General features: G+C 66.7%; 15 protein-coding genes. 9 read left to right on the top strand and 6 right to left on the bottom strand.

The window, feature by feature from the left end; all coding sequences use genetic code 11:
- Positions 1-4: 4 nt before the first annotated feature.
- A complete protein-coding gene (locus C6I20_RS09640) occupies positions 5-511 on the bottom strand; it encodes a gluconokinase (protein ID WP_254052098.1) in 507 nt (168 codons plus the stop codon).
- Positions 512-555: 44 nt separating this feature from the next.
- Between C6I20_RS09640 and C6I20_RS09635 the strand changes: the two genes are divergently transcribed.
- A complete protein-coding gene (locus C6I20_RS09635) occupies positions 556-1,242 on the top strand; it encodes a FadR/GntR family transcriptional regulator (protein WP_118395766.1) in 687 nt (228 codons plus the stop codon).
- Between the two features lie 11 nt (positions 1,243-1,253).
- Here the strand turns inward: C6I20_RS09635 and C6I20_RS09630 are convergent, their stop codons facing one another.
- Positions 1,254-2,642 carry a GntP family permease gene (locus tag C6I20_RS09630; RefSeq protein WP_118395765.1) on the bottom strand — a complete coding sequence of 463 codons (1,389 nt, stop codon included), beginning with the start codon at positions 2,640-2,642 and terminating at the stop codon, positions 1,254-1,256.
- A gap of 145 nt (positions 2,643-2,787) precedes the next feature.
- Here C6I20_RS09630 and C6I20_RS09625 point away from each other — a divergent pair, with 145 nt between their 5' ends.
- The 4 genes from C6I20_RS09625 to C6I20_RS09610 all read left to right on the top strand — a co-directional run bounded on the left by C6I20_RS09625 (position 2,788) and on the right by C6I20_RS09610 (position 6,246).
- Positions 2,788-3,927, top strand: a complete 1,140-nt coding sequence (locus C6I20_RS09625; RefSeq protein ID WP_162891248.1) for a serine hydrolase — start codon at positions 2,788-2,790, stop codon at positions 3,925-3,927.
- 111 nt (positions 3,928-4,038) lie between these two features.
- A complete protein-coding gene (locus C6I20_RS09620) occupies positions 4,039-4,551 on the top strand; it encodes a hypothetical protein (RefSeq protein WP_118395763.1) in 513 nt (170 codons plus the stop codon).
- A gap of 128 nt (positions 4,552-4,679) precedes the next feature.
- Positions 4,680-5,411, top strand: coding sequence for a class III extradiol ring-cleavage dioxygenase (locus C6I20_RS09615; RefSeq protein ID WP_162891247.1), 732 nt, complete (start codon positions 4,680-4,682; stop codon positions 5,409-5,411).
- Positions 5,412-5,457: 46 nt separating this feature from the next.
- The gene (locus tag C6I20_RS09610; RefSeq protein WP_118395761.1) at positions 5,458-6,246 is read left to right on the top strand and encodes an MBL fold metallo-hydrolase; all 789 of its coding nucleotides are present in this window, start codon (positions 5,458-5,460) and stop codon (positions 6,244-6,246) included.
- Positions 6,247-6,253: 7 nt separating this feature from the next.
- Here the strand turns inward: C6I20_RS09610 and C6I20_RS09605 are convergent, their stop codons facing one another.
- Both C6I20_RS09605 and C6I20_RS09600 read right to left on the bottom strand, forming a co-directional pair.
- Positions 6,254-6,574, bottom strand: coding sequence for a putative quinol monooxygenase (locus tag C6I20_RS09605; RefSeq protein WP_118395760.1), 321 nt, complete (start codon positions 6,572-6,574; stop codon positions 6,254-6,256).
- 66 nt (positions 6,575-6,640) lie between these two features.
- Complete coding sequence (locus C6I20_RS09600; protein ID WP_118395759.1) at positions 6,641-7,021, bottom strand: co-chaperone YbbN; 381 nt, start codon at positions 7,019-7,021, stop codon at positions 6,641-6,643.
- Between the two features lie 205 nt (positions 7,022-7,226).
- On the opposite strand from C6I20_RS09600, the gene C6I20_RS09595 reads away from it, so the two are divergent.
- Positions 7,227-8,777, top strand: coding sequence for a DUF6884 domain-containing protein (locus tag C6I20_RS09595; protein ID WP_162891246.1), 1,551 nt, complete (start codon positions 7,227-7,229; stop codon positions 8,775-8,777).
- A gap of 26 nt (positions 8,778-8,803) precedes the next feature.
- Here C6I20_RS09595 and C6I20_RS09590 read toward each other — a convergent pair whose 3' ends face one another.
- On the bottom strand, positions 8,804-10,348 hold the full coding sequence (locus tag C6I20_RS09590; RefSeq protein WP_118395757.1) for a protein kinase: 1,545 nt from the start codon (positions 10,346-10,348) through the stop codon (positions 8,804-8,806).
- 87 nt (positions 10,349-10,435) lie between these two features.
- Between C6I20_RS09590 and C6I20_RS09585 the strand changes: the two genes are divergently transcribed.
- Together C6I20_RS09585 and C6I20_RS17105 are read left to right on the top strand one after the other, a co-directional pair.
- Positions 10,436-11,527 (top strand): sorbosone dehydrogenase family protein, encoded by a 1,092-nt coding sequence (locus C6I20_RS09585; protein ID WP_118395756.1) that lies wholly within the window; start codon positions 10,436-10,438, stop codon positions 11,525-11,527.
- An 84-nt stretch (positions 11,528-11,611) separates the two neighbouring features.
- On the top strand, positions 11,612-11,788 hold the full coding sequence (locus C6I20_RS17105) for a hypothetical protein (RefSeq protein ID WP_162891245.1): 177 nt from the start codon (positions 11,612-11,614) through the stop codon (positions 11,786-11,788).
- 112 nt (positions 11,789-11,900) lie between these two features.
- Here the strand turns inward: C6I20_RS17105 and C6I20_RS09580 are convergent, their stop codons facing one another.
- Positions 11,901-12,356, bottom strand: a complete 456-nt coding sequence (locus tag C6I20_RS09580; RefSeq protein WP_118395755.1) for a CAP domain-containing protein — start codon at positions 12,354-12,356, stop codon at positions 11,901-11,903.
- A gap of 260 nt (positions 12,357-12,616) precedes the next feature.
- Here C6I20_RS09580 and C6I20_RS09575 point away from each other — a divergent pair, with 260 nt between their 5' ends.
- Complete coding sequence (locus C6I20_RS09575; protein ID WP_254052097.1) at positions 12,617-15,004, top strand: immune inhibitor A domain-containing protein; 2,388 nt, start codon at positions 12,617-12,619, stop codon at positions 15,002-15,004.
- Positions 15,005-15,044 lie beyond the last annotated feature (40 nt).

The following is a 15,044-nucleotide window of genomic DNA, read 5'->3' as shown; positions in this document are numbered from 1 at the left end:
CTGCTCAGGCTGCGGCCGCCGCGGCCGTGGCTGCGGCGATGACCTCGGGCAACGGGGCGTCGAAATCCAGCACGTGGCCGCGTTCGTCAGCTCCCAGCCGCTCCAAGGTGTCGAACTGGGACTGCAGCAACGAGGTCGGCATGAAGTGCTCGCGCTTTTCCATCCGGTCGCGCAGTACATCGAACGGGAGGTCCAGGTGCAGGAAGAACGCATCGGGAGCCTCGTGACGCAGGATGTCCCGATAGTCGCGCTTGAGCGCGGAGCAGGCCAGCACCGAACCGATCCCGGCTTGCCGATTGGCGTCCAGCTTGCCGGCCAGGACCGTGAGCCACGGCCGTCGGTCGTCATCGTCGAGTGGTGTGCCGGCAGACATCTTCGCGATGTTCGCCGTCGGGTGGAATGCGTCCCCCTCGATGAACGTCAGACCGAGGCTTTCGGCGAGTGCCTGGCCGATCACGCTCTTGCCGGTGCCTGACACCCCCATTACGACGATCTGTCGCGCGGCGCTCACGCGGCGCGCCATCGTGTGCCACGTACGTGGCTAGGCTGACCCGCATGTCCAACGTCTATGCCGGTGTGCTGGCCGAGCTGGGTCCCCGCATCGTCGACGGGCGACTCGCGCCGGGCTCGATGTTGACCCTGGACTGGATGCAGACCGAGTACGCGGTCTCCCGCACGATCGCCCGTGAGGTGGTCCAGGTGCTGGCGTCGATGGGAATGGTCGAGAGCCGCCGGCGGGTGGGAATTCGGGTCTGTCCGGAGAACGAGTGGGACCACTACGACCCGGCGGTGATCCGGTGGCGGCTCGAGGGCGGCAACCGGGCGGGCTGCCTGCACGAGCTCTCGCAGCTGCGGGCAGCGGTCGAACCACCTTCCGCGGGCCTGGCGGCAGCTCACGCCGGCGACGCAGCGAGGGTGGAGATCGTCCGCCTGGCCCATGCCATGGAGACCGCAGGGGCGGCCGGGGACCTCGTGACGTTCCTCGACCTCGACGTGGCCTTCCACCGGCTGCTGCTCCGGTCGTCGGGCAATGTCATGTTCGCTGCCCTGGGCGACGTCGTGGAGGAGGTGCTGCGCGGGCGCACCGACCATCACCTCATGCCCCCGGTCCCCAAACCCGAGGCCCGCCGTCTGCACCTCATGGTTGCCGAGGCGGTGGCCGGCGGCGACGCCGACGTCGCACACGCCGCGATGCACGCGATATGCGTCGAGGTCGTCTCCGAGATGCAGCGTCGCCGCTGACCGACTCATCCTCAGCCGACGATCGGCCAGAGCACGGCGGCCACCGCGAATGCCGAGAGCCCGAGTGTCGTCTCCATGACGGTCCACGTCTTCAGCGTGGTCTTCTCGTCCATGCCGAAGAAGCGGCTGACCAGCCAGAAGCCCGAGTCGTTGACATGGGACAGGACCGTCGCGCCGGCCGCGATGGCCGTGACCAGGAGAGCGACTCGCAGATCACTGAGGTCGCCGGCCTGGGTCGCGATCAGCCCGGCGGTGGTCGTCAGGGCGACTGTCGCCGAACCCTGGGCCACGCGCAGCGCCGTGGCGATGAGGAATGCCTGGAGCAGCAGTGGGATGCCGAGATCGGACAGCGACGAGGTCAGCGCGCCGCCGATGCCGCTGGCTCGCAGGACACCACCGAACATGCCGCCGGCGCCGGTGATGAGGATGATCGAGCAGATCGGGCCGAGCGACTTGTCCAGCAGGTCGGTCGTCTCGCTGAGGGTCCGGTCGCGCGTCCCGAGCACCGCGATCGTCACGAGCAGGGTGATGAGGAGGGCGATCGGCGTATTGCCCAGCAGCACGAGAAGCTCGACGAGATTGTTGCCCTCGGCGATCGTGCCGTTGGTGATCAGCGTCGTCAGAACGGTGTTGAACGAGATCAGCACCAGGGGGATCGCCAGCAGGCTGATGACGGTCGGGAAGCTCGGGGCGATCGTCTTGGTGGCCGTGTCACCGGTTCCATCGTTGACCTCGCCGAACAGCAGGTCGGGAACGGGCACGTCGAACCGTGCACCGAGAGCCCGGGAGACCAGGAAGACGCCGACGTACCAGGAGATCAGCACGATTGGCAGGTTGACGAGCAGGATGACGCCGATGTCACCGCCGAGGACCGTGCCAGCCGCGACCGGGCCGGGGTGCGGGGGGACGAGTGCATGCATCGCCGCGAACGCGCCTGCGGCGGGGAGTGCGTAGTAGAGGACCGAACCACCGAACCGCCGGGCGACGGTCAGGATGATCGGCAGGAACACGACGAGCCCGGCATCGAAGAAGATCGGGAAGCCGAAGATCAGGGCGGCCACGCCAAGAGCCAGCGGTGCTCGCTTCTCGCCGAATCGACCGACCAGGGTGTCGGCGAGGACCTGCGCTCCGCCGGTGACTTCGAGCAGTCGGCCAATCATGACGCCGAAGCCGACCAGCAGAGCCACGGAGGCCAGGGTGCTGCCGAATCCCGACGTGAGTGCCGTGGGGACGTCCACGAGGGGTATGCCCGCCGCGACGGCGGTCAGGACGCTGACGAGGACGAGCGCGATGAAGGCGTGCAGGCGCAGCTTGATGATGAGGAACAGCAAGAAGGCCACAGCGGCTGCCGCGATGAGCAGCAGCGTTGTTGTCCCGTAGGCAGGATCAATGGGATCCACGATCGACTCCTGGTTGTGAGGTGGGTCACTAGGTCGCAGCCAGTGTTCCGCAAAGGTACTACGTATGCAACTTTTGGCTGGGACGAGTGGCTGGTGAGCGGGTTCGGGCCCGGCAGCGGCGGTCATCCGGGTCGACTCTGACATCGTGGGAAGGGTGAAGGTCACGTCGGCTCTGGCGATCGGGGCGTTGCTCGCGGCCGCGGCGTGCTCCCGGGGTGGGTCGGACGATGTCCCCCGGGTGACTCCGGTGACGCTCCCGACGATCTCCGCCGAGCCGGAGGTGTTTCCGGGCCACAGCTGGCAGCGTGAAGAGCAGGGCGACTGGGCTGACCTCGACGCCGGGCTGGCGCTGGACGGGTCGACCTGTGTGGCGGTCGTGCACGACGGGCTGCTGGTCCACGACGCGTACTGGAACGGTGGTGCGGAGCGCTCCGGGCGGCGAGCCTATTCGATCACCAAGTCGCTCACCTCGCTGCTGGTCGGAATGCAGGTCGACGACGGCACGCTGGACCTCGACGACTCGGCCTCCAAGCAGGTCGACGAGTGGCGGACGGGGGCGGCGCAGGAGGTCACGGCGCGCGATCTACTGTCGATGACCTCGGGGCGTCGCTGGGACGAGGCCGCGGATCGCCGGATGATTCGCGTCGAGACCGACCAGACATCGTTCGCCGTGCGAGCCGCGCAGGGCCGGGCTCCCGGCAAGAACTGGGTGTACGACAACGCGGCCGCCCAGGCGCTCGAGTCGGTCCTCGACGACGTGGCCGAGGGCGATGATGTCGTCGGCATGGCGCAGGATCGCCTGCTCGAGCCCCTCGGCATGCGCGACACGACCTGGGGTCGGGATGCCGCCGGCAACGCGTTGACCTACTCGGGCATCGAGTCGACGTGCCTTGATCTCGCCCGCGTCGGCCACCTGATGCTGCACGAGGGGGAGTGGGACGGTCAACGGATCGTCTCGCCGGACTTCGTGGCCGAGGCGACACGCCCGTCGTCGAGGCTCAACGCGGCCTACGGGCTGATGTGGTGGGTCAACGGCCAGGGTCGCGTGGTCGAGGTGCTGCGTCAGGCCGGCTTCACCCAGGACAAGCCGGCGTACGAGGGGCGACTCGCTCCGAACGTCCCCGCTGACGCCTTCTGGGCGTTCGGCTACGGCAACCAATACATCGCGGTCGTGCCGTCGGCGGGCGTCGTTGCCGTGCGCCTGGGTGCGCGGCCAGCGACGCCCGACCGGATCACCTTCGACACGTTCACCGCGGGAGTCCTCGATGCGCTGGCAACCTCCTGATCCGGCTTGGGTGTGTGTCAGTTCAGCCGCGCCGGTTGCCTCCAACCCTCTGCTCGCGGGCGCGCTCGTCGGTGCGTTCTGACTGTCCGACCCTGGTGGTTGGGTCGAACCATGGAACTGGACGAACCCGGTTGGCACCTCCTGGACGACTTCTTCATCGCGGAGGCGGCCGATCGAGCGATCCCGACAGTGCGTCGCTATGTCCGTGTCCGTGGGCGGCTGACCTACTTCCTCGACACCGCTGAGATGGGCGACTGGCTCGGCGCGCAGTCGGCCACATTGCTGTCGGCCGAGCGCGAGTTCCATGACCGAGGAGCGTTCTGGCAGCTGTTCGGCCCCAACGAGCTGATGTGTGTGATTCCCGGTTTCTTGCGGCCGCCGTGGCTGCCTGAGGGCCTGGGTGAGTCACGCACCCAGATCAGCCTGATGTCGCGGTTGCTGAGCCACCTGAGCCGCCAGCAGTTGCTCGATCTCTCGGTGTTCCGGTGTGCCTACTGGGATGCCGAGGCCGCAATCAAGCAGGCGCGGGTCGACTTCGCCAGGCGGTCCGCTGCGCGCAAGCCTGACGACTGGGCCAGCGAGATGCCGGGACGGTTCCGGCAGGAGCCGGGGCCACAGTGGTGAATGCTATGGTTGAATCATCAACTAGGTGATTCGAGGGTTACATGGTGGCCTATTCCGTTGCGCAGCTGGATGACCGACTGCGCCCGAGCCCGCTCATGCCGGTCCTGTTTGTGGGCCATGGGAGTCCCATGAACGCCATCTCCGACAACGCTTACACGCGCGCCTGGTCCGCGGTGGGCGCAGACCTTCCCGAGGCGCAGGCCATCGTTGTCATCAGCGCGCACTGGCTGACCCCCGGCAGCACCCACATCACCGACGCCCCACGCAATCGGATCATCTACGACTTCGGCGGCTTCCCCGACGAGCTGTCCCGCGTCCACTACGACAGCGTCGGCGACCCGGCCGTCGCCGCCGCGATCGCCCGACAGTTCGTTGACTACGAGGCTGAGCTCGACCAGCAGTGGGGCCTGGACCACGGGACATGGAGCGTGCTGGCGCACCTGGCCCCCGCGCCGGAGATTCCGGTCCTGCAGATCAGCGTCGACTACGAAATGCCGTTGCCCGAGCTCTACCGGCTCTACGGTCAGCTTCGGGCGATGCGCCGGCGCGGGGTCGTGTTCATCGGCAGCGGCAACATCGTCCACGCGCTCGGACGGGTGAAGTGGGACGGTGGCCCGGCATGGGACTGGGCGCAGCAGTTCGATGCGGACACTGCCACCGCACTTCGCGATCGCGACGTCGGCAAGCTGCTGGACCCCTACGGCACCTGGTCCGAGGCGCGCATAGCGGTCCCGACAGACGACCACTACAGGCCAATGGTGGCCGCGCTGAGCCTGCTCGAGGACCACGAGGACATGCGGTTCTTCAACGACGAGATCGACATGGGTGCGATCGGCATGCGGTCGTTCATCACGGTCTGAGTCGGGCCCCGCCAGGCCGAGGTGCGTCGCTGCTACGTTTCTGCGCATGACTGCAGCGACCATCACGCACATCGGTGGACCCACGACCTTGGTCGAGGTCGGCGGATGGCGCATCCTCACCGACCCGACCTTCGATCCGCCCGGCAGGCGGTACTTCTTCGGCTGGGGCACGATGTCGCGCAAGCTCGCCGGCCCCTCGATCGCTCCCGCCGAGCTGGGCCCGATCGACGCGGTGCTGATCAGTCACCACCACCACGGGGACAACCTCGACCCGACCGGTCTGGCGATGCTCCCGCAGCTGGGGACGGTGTTGACCACGACGAAGGGCGCGGCCAAGATCGGCGGCGGCGCGATCGGCATGGCCGGGTGGGACACACATACCCTCCGGGCACCGGGCAAGGAGACGATCACGGTGACCGCCACACCGTGTCGCCACGGCCCGGCCGGCAGCGACCCGATCACCGGGCCGGTCGTGGGATTTGCTCTGCACTGGGTGGGCCAGACCAACGGCCAGCTCTGGATGACCGGAGACACCGTGCTGTACCCCGGTCTGAAGGACGTGGCCTCCCGGCTGGACATCGGCACGATGCTGCTCCACCTGGGGTCGGTGCGCTTCCGCTACCTCTCGGGGTGGCTGCGTTACACGATGGATGCCCGGGAAGGTGTCGAGCTGCTGGACCTGGTGCAGCCGTCCACCGTGATCCCGGTGCACTACGAAGGCTGGTCACACTTCCAGCAGGGCAGGTCGGCCGCGGAGAAGGTGCTCTCGTCCTCGCCCCACGCCGATCGCCTGCGGTGGCTGGACCGGGGGGAGTCGACGTCGATCGAGGTCTGAGGCCGAGTCAGCCGATCTGCAGCTCGCCCATCAGGTTCCAGTCGTCCTGGTCGATGCCCTGACTGACGATGTGAGGTGTCTCGGCAAGCGCCGGCCGCATGGCCTCGAGCCCGGCGGAGAAGTGATCGCTCGTCACGTGTGCCTCCGCTGCGTCGTCCTCGAAGGCCTCCACGAGGACGAACTCGCAGGGGTCGTCCACGCTGCGCGACCACTCGAACCACTTGTTGCCGGGCTCAGCGCGCGTCGCCGCGGTGAATGGCGCGACCAGCTCGAGCCAGCGCTCGGTCCAGTCCGGCAACGTTCGGAACTTCACGACGATCAAGATCATGCCTTCACGCTAGCCGAGCGCGACAGAACCCGCCGACCACGCGGGGTCGGCGGGTTCTGTGGCCGATTAGGCCTGCTGCGCCTCGGGTGAGTCCTGCTCGTCCATCCGACGACGCACATCATCCATATCCAGAGCCTTGACCGCGGTGATGATCTCCTCGAGACCAGCGGCCGGGAGGGCGCCGGGCTGTGAGAAGACGAGAACCCCATCGCGGAATGCCATCAGGGTCGGGATCGAGGTGATCTGGGCGGCGGCGGCCAGCTCCTGCTGGTCCTCGGTGTCGATCTTGCCGAAGACAACATCGCTGTGCTGCTCGCTGGCGGCCTCGAAGACCGGACCGAACTGCTTACACGGGCCGCACCACTCGGCCCACCAGTCGACGAGCGTGATGCCCTCGCCGCCGATGATGTCGTCGATGGTGTCCTTGGTCAGGGTGACGGTGCTCATGGGCTGCCTTTCTGGAGAAATCCTTGCGTCTGGTTCAACCGATCAACCGGAGCGGACATTCCCGGCACTTGTCCGGTGCCGAAAATTCACCTGTGTCAAACCTCGTCATATCTGAGGCGGGAGCATCTCTTTGTCAGTGGAAGGCGCACGAGGAACCTGCGGGGGGTTTGCGTGCCGGTTGATCTCGGGATGTTGGGGAGACGGCATGAAATACGACAGACCTGTCTGGCAGATCATGCACGCGTGCGCGGACGCGATGCCCGAGATCTTCCGATACGACGATGTTCGCGCCTGGTTCGAGGACCACTTCCCGGAGGTCAACGAGGCCACGATCCGCGCGCACCTGATCGGGCTCACCGAGGGTGGGCGGGCCAAGCACGTCCAGTTTGCGCACCGCTCGCCGGTGTTCAGGCGGGTTGCACGTGGCGAGTACGCCGCGATCCCGATTAGTGAGCGCGGAGAAGAACCGACCGCCGACCTGTCCTCCTCGTCCAGCAAGCTCAAGATGCGGCCTGAACCGCCGGGCCCGAGCAGGAAGCCGCTTTCGGCTGCCAAGTCCAAGGCCCGTACGAAGAAGCCGAAGACCAAGAGCAAGAAGGCCGCCGGGCCGATGGGCCGTGCTGACGAGCCCGGGACGGTGGCCCGGGGCGCGAGTGATGACGGTGCGGCTGCCGAGACTGCCGCGGGGTCCGCCCCCGAACAGGTCACGGACGACGAGCCCCGTACTCCCGACATCATCTTGCTGGGCAGTGTCGGTGATCGGGCCAACGTGCCGGCCCCGGCCAAGGAGGTGTTCCGGGACTTCTCCTTCCAGCTGAGCCGACTCGACGCCGAGCTGTCCGGCGGCGAGTGGTTCATCCTGTCCGCCGAGCACGGTCTGGTGGCTCCTGACGAGTGGATGTCACCGGACTCACGCACGCTCGCCGACATGCACCCGGACTACCGCCTGGTGTGGGCCAGCTGGGTCGTGGCCCGCCTGCAGTCGCTGGTGGGTTCACTCGACGGAATGCTGGTGCGTGTCGATGCGCCGGATGCCTTCATCGGCCCGTTGTTCGCTGATCTGCGTGACGCCGGCGCGGTGATCTCCTCGGGGTCTGTCAGCGGTACGGGCCGGGCGAAGCGCCTGGATGCGCAGTGGACGGACGCGCCGGTCAGTCATGAAGGTGCCGTGGCGCCGGCCCTGCCGTCGGAGGGCCCGCAGCAAGTCCATGTGCCCCGTACGAACGCCGACAACTCCTCACCGATCAGCCGCCTGATCGCCGACCCGTCGCATGCGGTTCCGGCCACCGACGTCAGCGGCCTTCCTGCGTCACCCGGGTTGTACGGCTGGTTCGTCGACTCCGAGGGTGCGCGCGAGCTCAACCGGTGCCTGATGCTTCCGGTGCGTCCTGGCCTGATCTTCGTCGGTCAGGTCGGCGGCTCCAGCTGGCACTCGCTCGCCGACCCTGTCCTGAACCTTCGCGACCACGTTCAACGCATTCAGCTCCACGGGCGTGCGCGTGCCTCCACTTTCCGGATGACGCTGGCGACCGTGCTGAGCGATCACCTCCGCATGGAGTCCCTGGAGGACCCGGCCCTGACCCGCTGGATGCTTGAGCACCTGTCGGTCTCTGCATGGCCCAGTGAGAACTTCGGTGAGCTTCGCGAGGTCGAGCAGATCGTCCTGAGTGAGCTGGACCCTCCGCTCAACGTCGACCACCTGCCAGCCAGCGAGTATCGCGATCGACTCAGCCAGATGCGCAGCGCGTTGGCCTGAGCAGGGTCCATCGCTGGGCACGAGGCCTACTTCTTGCCCTTCTTCTTGTCCTTCTTGGGCTTGGTGGGGGCCTTCTGGTCCTTGCTCGACGTGCTGTCGGACTGGGTGACTGGGGCCGCGGTGGCGGCAACCGTCAGCGTGACGGTGCCCCCGATCTTCGCCGTCGTCGACGGGGCCACGTCCGAGACAGTTCCGGCGGGTGCGCTGGACGGAGCATCAACACGCGCAGGCCTGAGCCCGAGCTCTTCCAAGCGAGCAGCGGCGGTCTCGTAGCTGGCCCCGAGAAGATCGTCGACGGGTATGTCGACGCGCCCGCTCGCCACCTGGATCGAGACGGTCGACCCCGAGGCGATCTCCTCGCCGGGTTTGGGATCCTGGCCGACGACCTCGCCGGCCTCGTGGCCGGCGACGTCGACCTTGTCCACCCTGACGCTGAGCCCCAGGCTCTTGAGCCGGGCGGTCGCGACGGTCTGGGTCGTGCCGTCCAGATCCGGCGCGACAACGGCGTCGTCGCGAACCAGGAGCCAGCCCAGAGCGACGGCGACGAGGACGATCAGTGCCGAGCTGAGGACCACGAGTCGCCTGGGTACGCGGCTGTGCTCGGCAGCGATGAGGCTGCCACCGGTCGGCCTCGAGGGATCGGAGGTCAGGAGGACGGAGGTCTGGCCGGGCGACGTGTCGTCGTGGGTCTCGGGTCGGTCGGTCACTGCGACGGGCACGGCGCTGGCAGCGGACGCTCCCGGCGGGCGCGGGACCGAGGTCGCGAGGGCGCGCGCGGCGTCCACGACGGCAGCGGCCGACGAGGGGCGGTCGGCGGGATCCTTGGCCAGCAGCCCGAGCACCAAGGCAACTGCCTCCGGCGGCGTCGTGTCGGGCAGGCCGGGTGGTTCGTCCTGGATGTGCGCCAGCGCCGTCGCGATGTCGCTGTCGCGATGAAATGGTGCCGAACCAGCCAGGCAGACATGAGCCACGACTCCCAGCGAGTACAGGTCGGACGCGAAGGTTGCCGAGCGTCCTGCCGCCTGCTCCGGGCTCAGGTAGTCCGCCGTCCCGATCAGCGCACCGGTCTGGGTCAGGGGCTCGCCGCCCGGGGAGTGGGCGATGCCGAAGTCCACCAGCATGACCCGGTCCGCGGGGGTGACCAGGATGTTGCCCGGCTTGAGGTCGCGGTGCACGATGCCGGCATCGTGGGCAGCACCCAGCGCGGCGGCGATCTCGGCGACGATCGCCATGGTCTCGCCGGTCGACACGGTGCCGCGCTCGGCGAGCAGCGCTGACAACGGCGCGCCGTCGATCAGCGGCATCACGATGAACGGCACGGAGTGGCCATCCTGCTCGTCCTCGCCGTAGTCGTAGACCTCGACGATGCCGGGATGGTGCAGCGATCCAGCCAGTTGTGCCTCGACCCGCAGTCGGGCGCGAACGTTGGGGTCGTCGGCGAGGTGTCGACGGATGATCTTGATCGCGACGGTGCGGCCCAGCACCCCGTCGTGTGCCTGCCAGACCTCACCCATGCCTCCGCCACCGATGAGTCTGTCGAGTCGGTAGCGACCGATGAGTATCCGGGACATCCCTTCAGCCTAATCGGGGTCTGCGGGGTTCTCCTGTCGAAGAGATCTTCACCGCGCGAACTTGGCGATGGCAGGCATTATCGACACATGGAGCGTCGAACGCTGTTGACCGGATTTGCGGCCGTGGGTGCCTTCACGCTTCTGGGTTGCGGGAGCGAGAGCGATGGGCCGACACTGCGGCGTACGCCCACGATGCCCGCCGTGACCGGCACGTCGGACGCGGTCGACCTGAGGCTCGCCTCGACGATCGCCACCGGGCTCAACGTGCCATGGGGCATTGCCTTCCTCCGATCCGGTGACGCCCTGGTGTCTCAGCGTGACGAAGGGTCGATCGTCCGGATCACGCCGGACGGTGAGGTGACCACTGTCGGTGAGGTCGACGGCGCGTCCGGCGGGGGAGAGGGTGGGCTCCTGGGCCTTGCTCTGGCCCCTGACGACGACAAGACCTTGTTCGCGTACGTCACGACCTCCGCGGAAGACCGGGTCGTTCGCCTGCGGCTCGACGGCGACTCAATCAGGGAACAGCGACCCATCCTGACCGGAATCACAGTGGGATCTCGCCACCACGGCGGGCGACTGTTGTTCCAGGGTGACGGGACCTTGTTCGTCTCCACCGGCGATGCCGGCGATGCTCGTCTGGCTCAGGACAAGGACTCGCTGAATGGCAAGATCCTGCGCATCACCCAAGACGGCGGGCCTGCCGACGGCAACCCGTTCGGCAACCGCACCTGGACCTACGGTCATCGCAACATCGAGGGCCTCGCGTTCGACGCGGAGGGTCGGCTCTGGGCGACCGAGTTCGGCGAGAAGGCGGCCGACGAGCTCAACCTGATCGAGGCGGGCGGCAACTATGGCTGGCCCGGCGTCGAAGGCACCTCCGACGAGCCCGGGCTGGTCAACCCCAAGGTCACCTGGGGCACGGACGAGTGCTCGCCAGCCGGTCTGGCCATCACCCGCTCGATGGCCTTCCTCGGGGCCTTGCAGGGCGAGTGCGTGTTCGGCGTCCCGCTGGACGGGACCGATGCCGGCAAGCCCGTGCGCTATCTCGGTGACGATCACGGTCGCATCCGGAGCATCTCGGTTGCGCCCGACGGGGCGTTGTGGGTCACCACGAGCAACACCGATGGCCGGGGCGACCTGCGCAAGGGCGACGATCGCATCCTGCGGGTGACGCTGTAGTGAACCTACTGCTGGGTAAGGCTTCCGCCGATGGTAAACATGAGGATATCCTCAGGTAAAGCACCCGTTGGCAGAGGAGAACCCATGGACGAGTCGTCATTCGAGATCGACTCTGCGCAGATCGCCGAGGCCTCGAGGCGCTTCCCTGCGCACCGACTCGCACCACGTCACCCCGGCGCCCGTGCGGATGTCAGTTATCTGGCCACCACGCCCGGTGCCGAGTTCGGTCGGCACGCGTGGGACGAAGCCGGTCACCTCTGATCGACCCGACGACGAGGCCCCGGAGCATCTGCTCCGGGGCTTCGTCGCGATGCCTACGGTCCAAGGAACGTGTTCGAGCCGGCGAGATCCGCGACCTCTGGCGACCAAACGGTTACTTCTTGGTGCCGAAGACTTGTGACACCCACCAGACTCCGCGGCTGTCCTTGTACGCGCCCACGCCGATGTAGCGCATCTTGGACGTGAGCAGGTTGCGGCGGTGGCCGGAGGAACGCATCCACGCCGTGACGGTCTTGCTGCCGGATGAGTACCCGTAGGCGATGTTCTCGGCCACCCCGGTCAGTTTGCAGGCCTTCAGAACAGTTCGCATGCTCTGGTGCTGGAGCTTGCGGTGAGACGCCATCCACCGGGCCTGTCGCTCGGCGTACTTGTCGACGCACGACTGCTTCTTGAGCTCGACCAGGTGCTGCTTGGTGCGCTGCACGTTCGAGCTGCTGATGATTTGGTTCTCGTACGTCCCTGAGGACACCGCCGAGGCCGGCGTGAACGTGAAGACCAGTGCGGTCAGCAGAATCCCGGCGAAGACGCGCACGGGCGCAATTTTTTTCATTGGGTCTCCCTTCCCGGACACACCGTAAAACAATCTTGGGTCAGGCGGACGGAAATCCAGAATGGATGACAAGGACTAGTCAGATAGAACTACGTCCGTATAGTCCTATCCGACCAAAGTCAAGACTGCACTTCTTCCTGAAAGTTCCCTAAGTTGACTTCGTTGTGCCGCGCGCACCTCACGAGGGTGCGCGCATCAGGCAGTCCTGGCAACCGCCGTCTGCTCACTGAAGTATCGAACAAGGGGGAACAGTGAAGCGCGTGACCTCAGGCCTCGTCGGCCTCGCACTCGCGGTATCGCTCGGACTGGCTTATGCCTCTCCTGGCACCGCAGCACCAGCACCACCGGTCAGCGGCAACGACCGAGCGGACAAGATCGGGGACGAGCTGCCCAACCAGCTCGAGGCCAAGCGGCGCTCGCTGCGTGAGACTGCCGTATCCGGCGTCATCAACGGTGACCTCAAGGCCGTTCAGAAGGGTGGAAGCTCGGTCGTCAAGGTTGGCGAGGGCGCCAGCCCGGCCGAGGCGGCGCGCAAGGGCAACAAGAAGGCCCGCAAGGACTTCAAGGCCAATGCCAAGGCCGGCAAGAAGCAGGATCAGTACGTCGAGCTCAAGCAGGAGCGCGACGACAAGATCTTCGTGATCCTCGCCGAGTTCGGCAACCAGCGTCACCCCAGCTACCCCGACGTGGACACCGATCCCGACACGCCCGGCCCGACGACTTTCGAGGGTCCGCTGCACAACAAGATTCCCGAGCCGGACCGCTCCAAGGACAACTCCACGGTCTGGCAGGCGGACTACAACAGCAAGCACTACCAGGACCTCTACTTCGGCAAGGGCAAGACCACGGAGTCCCTGTCTACCTACTACGCGACTCAGTCCTCGGGCCGATATTCGGTCGACGGCACGGTCTCGGACTGGGTCAAGGTGCCCTACAACGAGGCCCGCTACGGCCGGGAGGACTCCGGCACGTGGTTCCTGATCCAGGACGCCATCACGTCGTGGATCGCCCAGCAGCACGCCGCTGGCAAGACCGACGCGCAGATCAAGACGGCGCTGCAGGCCTACGATCAGTACGACCGCTACGACTTCGACGGCGACGGCAACTTCAACGAGCCCGACGGCTACCTCGACCACTTCCAGATCGTCCACGCGGGCGGCGACGAGGCCGACGGCGATCCGCAGCAGGGTGAGGATGCCATCTGGTCGCACCGCTGGTACGCCTTCTTGACCGATGCCGGTATCACCGGACCGGCGCAGAACCCGCTCGGCGGCACGCAGATCGGCGACACCGGCCTGTGGGTCGGCGACTACACGGTCCAGCCCGAGAACGGTGGCCTGTCGGTCTTCGTCCACGAGTACGGACACGACCTGGGCCTGCCGGATGCGTATGACACCAGCGGTGGCGGTGACAACTCCAACGAGTACTGGACGCTGATGGCGCAGAGCCGACTCAACGCCAAGAACGAGCCGCTCGGCACCCGTCCCGGCGATCTCGGAGCGTGGGAGAAGCTGCAGCTCGGCTGGCTCGACTACGAGGCGCTCAGCACGCACCAGAAGAAGACCATCACGATGGGCCCACAGGAGTACAACACCAAGAATGCCCAGGGTGCGGTCGTGGTCTTGCCGAAGAAGGAAGTCACCAGCGACAACGGTGCGCCGGCGTCGGGATCCAAGCAGTTCTTCTCCGGATCCGGTGACGACCTGGCCAACTCGCAGACGACCGACGTCGACCTCACCGGCAAGTCCGGAGGGGAGCTGACCGCCAAGGTCCGCTACTCGATCGAGGAAGACTACGACTACGCGTACATCCAGGCCTCCACCAATGGCGGCGCCAGCTGGACGTCCCTCGACGGCACGATCGGTGGCACGCCGATCGGCGACGACACGTCGGGCAATCCGGCGATCGACGGCGATCAGACGGCGTGGGCTGACCTGAAGGTCCCACTCGGTGCGTACGACGGTCAGAAGATCAAGCTCCGCTTCTACTACAAGACCGATGGTGGTCTGGCCCTGCCCGGCCTCTTCATGGATGACATCGCGATCAAGGCTGGTAGCGAGACGCTGCTGACCGATGGCGCCGAGGACGGGGGTCCGGCCTGGACCTTCGACGGCTTCTCGATCGTCGGTGCGACCACGACGCAGCTGTATGACAACTACTACGTCATGGGTCACCGCTCCTACGTGTCCTACGACAAGTACTTGCTGACCGGCCCGTACAACTTCGGTTTCACCAACACCAAGCCGGACTTCGTCGAGCACTACAAGTACGGTCACGGCCTACTGATCTCCTACTGGGACACCTCGGTGCTGGACAACAACACGTCTCAGCACCCGGGATCGGGTCGCAACCTGCCGATCGACGCCAACCCGACGCCGATCATCAACATTGCGACGGGTGCACCGTGGCGCGCACGGATCCAGATGTACGACGCGCCGTTCTCGAAGCACAAGGCCGACTCGATGACGCTGCACACCAATGGTGTCGCGAGCTACGTCCGCGGTCAGGCGGCCCAGCCGCTGTTCAACGACACCAAGAAGTACTGGTTCGCCGAGCTGCCCAACCACGGCGTGAAGCTGCCAGCCGCAGGTGTCAAGGTGCGGGTCCTGAAGGAGAAGGGGACAACGCTGAAGGTCAAGTTCAACTGACCTGAACCACAGTCGGAGGGGTGCGCATCAGGGGGTGCGC

It is taken from the genome of Aeromicrobium sp. A1-2 (assembly GCF_003443875.1).
Taxonomy (GTDB): Bacteria; Actinomycetota; Actinomycetes; order Propionibacteriales; family Nocardioidaceae; genus Aeromicrobium.
This window is presented reverse-complemented; position numbering and strand designations above follow the sequence as displayed.

What these genes read in the sequence shown, in the direction of transcription:
- C6I20_RS09615 (WP_162891247.1), top strand. Translation starts at nt 4,680, where the DNA reads ATGAACGCCATCTCCGACAACGCTTACACGCGCGCCTGGTCCGCGGTG.
- C6I20_RS09610 (WP_118395761.1), top strand. Translation starts at nt 5,458, where the DNA reads ATGACTGCAGCGACCATCACGCACATCGGTGGACCCACGACCTTGGTC.
- C6I20_RS09600 (WP_118395759.1), bottom strand. Translation starts at nt 7,021, where the DNA reads ATGAGCACCGTCACCCTGACCAAGGACACCATCGACGACATCATCGGC.
- C6I20_RS09585 (WP_118395756.1), top strand. Translation starts at nt 10,436, where the DNA reads ATGGAGCGTCGAACGCTGTTGACCGGATTTGCGGCCGTGGGTGCCTTC.
- C6I20_RS09620 (WP_118395763.1), top strand. Translation starts at nt 4,039, where the DNA reads ATGGAACTGGACGAACCCGGTTGGCACCTCCTGGACGACTTCTTCATC.
- C6I20_RS09635 (WP_118395766.1), top strand. Translation starts at nt 556, where the DNA reads ATGTCCAACGTCTATGCCGGTGTGCTGGCCGAGCTGGGTCCCCGCATC.
- C6I20_RS09580 (WP_118395755.1), bottom strand. Translation starts at nt 12,356, where the DNA reads ATGAAAAAAATTGCGCCCGTGCGCGTCTTCGCCGGGATTCTGCTGACC.
- C6I20_RS09590 (WP_118395757.1), bottom strand. Translation starts at nt 10,348, where the DNA reads ATGTCCCGGATACTCATCGGTCGCTACCGACTCGACAGACTCATCGGT.
- C6I20_RS17105 (WP_162891245.1), top strand. Translation starts at nt 11,612, where the DNA reads ATGGACGAGTCGTCATTCGAGATCGACTCTGCGCAGATCGCCGAGGCC.
- C6I20_RS09595 (WP_162891246.1), top strand. Translation starts at nt 7,227, where the DNA reads ATGAAATACGACAGACCTGTCTGGCAGATCATGCACGCGTGCGCGGAC.
- C6I20_RS09605 (WP_118395760.1), bottom strand. Translation starts at nt 6,574, where the DNA reads ATGATCTTGATCGTCGTGAAGTTCCGAACGTTGCCGGACTGGACCGAG.